Below are 4,702 nucleotides of genomic sequence, written 5' to 3'. Positions count from 1 at the left end.
GAGACCGCAGGCCATGAGAGAGCCACACCAATGACACCGGTGGGCAGCCGCAATGTGGGAGCGTCTCGCCGAGCACCTGGACCGAGTCTGGCCGGACATCGATCCTGCAGGAAGTCTCTAAGTAGCCGATGAGCGGGTGGCTCTCATGCTCCTGCAGCGGTAGTGGCGGCGAACTGGATTGTCCGGTCGCCAACGAGGGCGGGACAGCGGACGGAAAGGTCGTGGCCGGCTTCGGGGACGGTTTCGGCGTGTGCGTCGGGGATCTGCGCCCGGATCCAGGCGGCCACCGACTGGGCGTCGCACATCTGGCTTCTTTCACCGAGCAGTGCCAGGGTCGGGGCCGTCACCCTGCCCAGCTCTTCGTCGGTGAGCGGCCGTTACATCCGTGGATCGCGCCTACGCCGCGGCTTTCGGCGCGGGATCGGACGCGGCGGCCAGCGCCGGCTCATGCCTCGGCGTTGCGACCCGAGCGGAACGCCAGGCGAGCACGCCGGCCCCGATGGCGGCGACCGCGCACAACGGCCAGAGCGCTGCGGGGGCGACGCTGTAGACGAAGGCGCCGAGGGGTGGGGCGAGCATGCTGCCACTGGTCGCAGCCCCGGTGTAGAGCCCCTGGTACTGGCCGACCAGGTGCGGCGGGGCGGCGTCCAGCACATGCGCGGTGGCGGTCGTCTTGTAGAGGATCTCCCCCACCGTGAGCACGACCATCGCGGCGACGGCCAGCCAGCTGGCGGTGCCGAGGCCGAACAGCCCGAAGCCGAGTCCGACCAGGGCGTACCCGGCACCGATGATGCTCAGCGCCGGCAGCCTGCGCAGCGCCATCGTCGCCGGGATCTCCAGGATGAGGATCATGCCGGAGCCCAGGGCGATGAGCGCCGCGTAGAGGCCGATGGGCTGACCGTGGTCGCGCAAGTAGACCGGCAGGGTCGAGTAGAGCTGCCGATAAACGACGTCCACGACCACGATCGCCGGCAGCAGGAACAGCAGGGCGCGGTCCGCGTGTACGCTGCGCCACAGGCCGTGGGCCCGGCCTCCGCGCGGGGCCGGCGGCGGCTCGGTGGGCAGCAGCCGCGCGGTCGCCGCCCGCACCAGCAGGGTGACGGCGCCGTCGATGATGAAGAGCCAGGTGAAGTCGTACGCCGAGAGCAGCGCGCCGAGCGGTGGCCCGATCACGCAGCCGGCGTTGAAGGCGGCCCGGGTGACCGCCACCGAGCGCCGGCGGTCTCCGGCGGGCACGGCGAGGGCAACCAGCGCGCCCTGCGACACTCCCGAGGTCGCGCCGGCGTAGCCCAGCAGCGGCATGCCCACCGCGAGGGCTGCCGTCGGCAGCCACGGGATGGCCAGGGTGCCCAGCCCGACGAAGGCCGACGAGACCAGCAGGACCCGGCGGTGACCGAAGTGGTCGCCGAACCAGCCGCCGGTGAAGTTGCCGACCAGCATGCCCGCACCCAACCCACCGCTGATCAGCCCCGCAAAGCCGATCGGCAGGTCACGGGGGCCCGTGAGATACAGGAACAGGTAGAAGTACATGAACGTGCCAGCGGCGTTGACGAAACGACCGGCGGCGAGGGTCCAGACGATGCGGGGGATGTCACGCACGCGTACTCCTTCTCAGCCTCGGCAAGAGACACACTGTATTGGCGGACCGGATCACGAAGCCCAGGGAGCCGGCTGAGTGCCGGGAGATGGAGGATCGAAGGGCGAACTGGCTGGGGCACCTGTAGGCCGAAGAGGGCTTGCTCACTGGCATCGCCCGGCAAAAAGTCATCACCCACAGGCGGCGACGTCGGCAGGCTGCGCCGAGGCGGCTCGCCCCTGCGCGGGCAAGACCAAGCGCACTGGCATGTCAAGCCGCGAGGCGCGCGGTCATGCCGATGACAGCACGTCCTGGCCCCCGTACGTTGGCACCATGGCGATCTACTGGACCTTGGGGTGCGATGCCGACGATCCCCAGCGGATTGCTGCCTTCTGGGCGCTTGCCCTGGGATACGTCAAGGAGCCTGGCTTTGACGAGCCCGACAACGCGTCCATCGTCGACCCGGCGGGCAGGGGACCCGCCATTGGTTTCCTGAAGGTACCCGAGGGCAAGTCCGCCAAAAACCGGATGCACATCGACGTCCGCGTGGCGGGCCCGGGCCACTGGGACATGGTCGAGCGTGCGCGACTGATCCAGCAGAAGGTGCCCGAACTGGTAGTCGCCGGTGCGACAGTGCTCCGCGAGGAGTGGTACGGCGACACCTTGGGACACGTCGTCATGCAGGATCCCGAGGGCAACGAGTTCTGCGTCGCGTGATGCGTGAAGGAGTGCGAGTTCGAGGGCGTCGCGTGGGAATGGCGAGGGCCCGTCCCCGTACCATCCACGCTGGTCGAGTGCACGAGCTTGCCGCCGATCGGGCGTCACGGCACGCGACGGAGGAGGGGCTGCGGCCAGCCTGGTCGTGCTGGGAAACGTGCACTGGAACACAGCGGGACAACGCTCCGGCTTGAGCATTTGACACCGAGACCCGGACAGGACAAGACCCTTCGCGAGGGTAGGCGTCCGGCGCGTCTCGGGCCGCGATTACGGGTGCCTCCGCCCATCTCACCGGTGGGCGAAGATGAACCCGCCCTCGACTTTCGGGGCTGGGCGGTGCATCATCTCGGCCTCGACGGTGAAGCCAGCGGCGTCCAGCCAGGCCGCGACCCGATCCGGTGGGCGGCGGTGCACGTAGACATTCATCGGGTGACCGCCATAGCCCTCCGTCTTAAGCCGACTGCCGTCGCCGGCGTGGAACCCGAGCAGCATGACCCCGCCGGACCGTAGCACCCGGTGGAACTCGGCAAGGACCGTCGGTACCTCGTCGTCGGGGACGTGGATCAGGGAGAACCAGGCGAGCACGCCGGTCAGGCAATCGTCGGCCAGTTCCAGGCGCGTCATGGAGCCGACCTCAAAGCGTAGGCCGGGATGGTCCCGCCGGGCCACGTCGATCATCGCGGGTGACAGGTCGATGCCGAACGCGTCCAGGCCTATGCCGTGCAGGTGGGCTGTAATCCGGCCGGGGCCGCAGCCGACGTCGGCGACCGGCCCGTTCCCCTGGGCGCGGACCAGCTCGGCGAAGAGCGCGAGGATGCCCCGCTGGAACGGTTCGCGGGCGAGTGCGTCGCGCAGCAGGTCGGCGTAGCTGACCGCCACCGTGTCGTAGGAGGTCCGGGTGTCGTCGAGCCAACCGGGAACGCGCATGCGCTGCACGATAGCCCCGACTCGGCCAGCGGCGTCGGTCTGGCCGACACCATGATCGATCTGCGCGACTTCGTCCCCAGCTCATGATCACGTGCACGGATCTGCCGCAGGTCGTGCGCGCCAGCCTACAGTTGGTCACCGGCCATACCGTGTATCAGGGGCCACATCCGGAACCGCGGCGACCGGGTGCTGTAGGTACGACCGGGATACCTGCATGGATGATCGGGCTGGTGGGATGACCTCATGCACCCGGCTATCGAGTGGCTCGAATATCGAGTGGTCGACGGCGTCGTCGAGCGGTCGTTCCACGTAACCCGGACGACCGGCACTGTTCCTGGCCTTCTCTGGCTGCCGGCTTCTTTGTCCACCCCGCCTCCACTGGTCCTGCTGGGCCACGGAGGTAGCGGGCACAAGCGAAGCAGCCGGATCGTCGAGCTCGCCCGATGGTTCGCGACGCAGGCCGGCCTCGCGGCGGTCGCGATCGACGGCCCCTACCACGGCGATCGCGTGTCTCCTGCGCTGTCGGCTGCGGAGTACCAATCCCGCATCGCCGAAGCGGGAATCGAGATTGTCCTCGACCGGATGACAGAAGACTGGCGGGCGACCGCGGACGCCATCGCGGCCTCGGGTCTCGCTGCCGCCGACCAGCTCGCATATATCGGCATGTCCATGGGGACACGGTTCGGTCTGCCTGTCGTGGCCGCAATGGGTAGCCGGTTCCGGTGCGTGGTCTTCGGCAAGTTCGGTCTTCAGCAGGGGACCGCCATGCACAAGGGAATGGCGGCGCCGGAACGCGTCGCGAGGGATGCCCGGCGCATCACTGCCCGGTCCTCTTCCACGTCCAGTGGCACGACGAGATCTTCCCCAGGGATGGTCAGCTGGCGCTGTTCGACGTGCTGGGGTCAAAGGACAAGCAACTCGCTGGCTACGTCGGCACGCACGCGGAGACCGAACCCACGGCCATCGCTCTCTGGCGTGAATTCATCTCCCGCCATCTGCAATCGGCAGTCGAGCCGTCGAGCCGGCCCTAGAACAAGATCGGGTATCCGGATCTGCCGCCAGCCGACTGGAGCGAAGTCGGTGGTGGGCGACTTACGGCGGGTCGATCTCGATGGTGGCCATTCCGGTCGTCCCTGTGCGGACTTGCGCCACCACTTGGCCGACTGGGTCAATGACGCAGGTCGGGCCCAGCCCGATCCGGGACTCGTCACGTTCGCCGGTGACGTCGGCGGAGATCAGCCACATGCCCGTCTCCTGGACCCGTCGCGCGCGGATCTCGTTGTGCCGGGCCTGCCACCAGAATGCCTTCTCGCGGCGCATCATGTTCTGCGCCGGCACCAGCAACACCTGCGCCCCACCCGCCGCCACCGCGGCCGCTGCCTGCGGGAACTGCGTGTCGTAGCAGATGTTGATGCCGAATCGCACACCCTCGTAGGTGAACACCGGGTAGGTGTCACCCGCGGTGAACACCGACTCTCCGCC

4 protein-coding genes are annotated in these 4,702 nt (G+C 68.5%); 1 reads left to right on the top strand and 3 read right to left on the bottom strand.

Annotated features, from left to right (window positions below):
* Positions 1-396: 396 nt before the first annotated feature.
* Positions 397-1,599, bottom strand: a complete 1,203-nt coding sequence (locus DKL51_RS02125; RefSeq protein WP_109947946.1) for an MFS transporter — start codon at positions 1,597-1,599, stop codon at positions 397-399.
* A gap of 310 nt (positions 1,600-1,909) precedes the next feature.
* Between DKL51_RS02125 and DKL51_RS02120 the strand changes: the two genes are divergently transcribed.
* Complete coding sequence (locus DKL51_RS02120; protein WP_109947945.1) at positions 1,910-2,293, top strand: VOC family protein; 384 nt, start codon at positions 1,910-1,912, stop codon at positions 2,291-2,293.
* A gap of 288 nt (positions 2,294-2,581) precedes the next feature.
* Here the strand turns inward: DKL51_RS02120 and DKL51_RS02115 are convergent, their stop codons facing one another.
* Positions 2,582-3,220: a class I SAM-dependent methyltransferase gene (locus tag DKL51_RS02115; protein WP_109947944.1), complete on the bottom strand. Its 639-nt coding sequence runs from the start codon at positions 3,218-3,220 to the stop codon at positions 2,582-2,584.
* A 1,092-nt stretch (positions 3,221-4,312) separates the two neighbouring features.
* On the bottom strand, positions 4,313-4,702 hold a 390-nt coding region (locus tag DKL51_RS02110), incomplete at its 5' end, for a carbon-nitrogen hydrolase family protein (protein ID WP_133255736.1).

The organism is Micromonospora globispora (assembly GCF_003857015.1).
Classification (GTDB): domain Bacteria; phylum Actinomycetota; class Actinomycetes; order Mycobacteriales; family Micromonosporaceae; genus Micromonospora; species Micromonospora globispora.
This window is presented reverse-complemented; position numbering and strand designations above follow the sequence as displayed.

Coding starts and splice junctions, on each gene's coding strand:
- DKL51_RS02115 (WP_109947944.1), bottom strand. CDS start 3,220: ATGCGCGTTCCCGGTTGGCTCGACGACACCCGGACCTCCTACGACACG.
- DKL51_RS02120 (WP_109947945.1), top strand. CDS start 1,910: ATGGCGATCTACTGGACCTTGGGGTGCGATGCCGACGATCCCCAGCGG.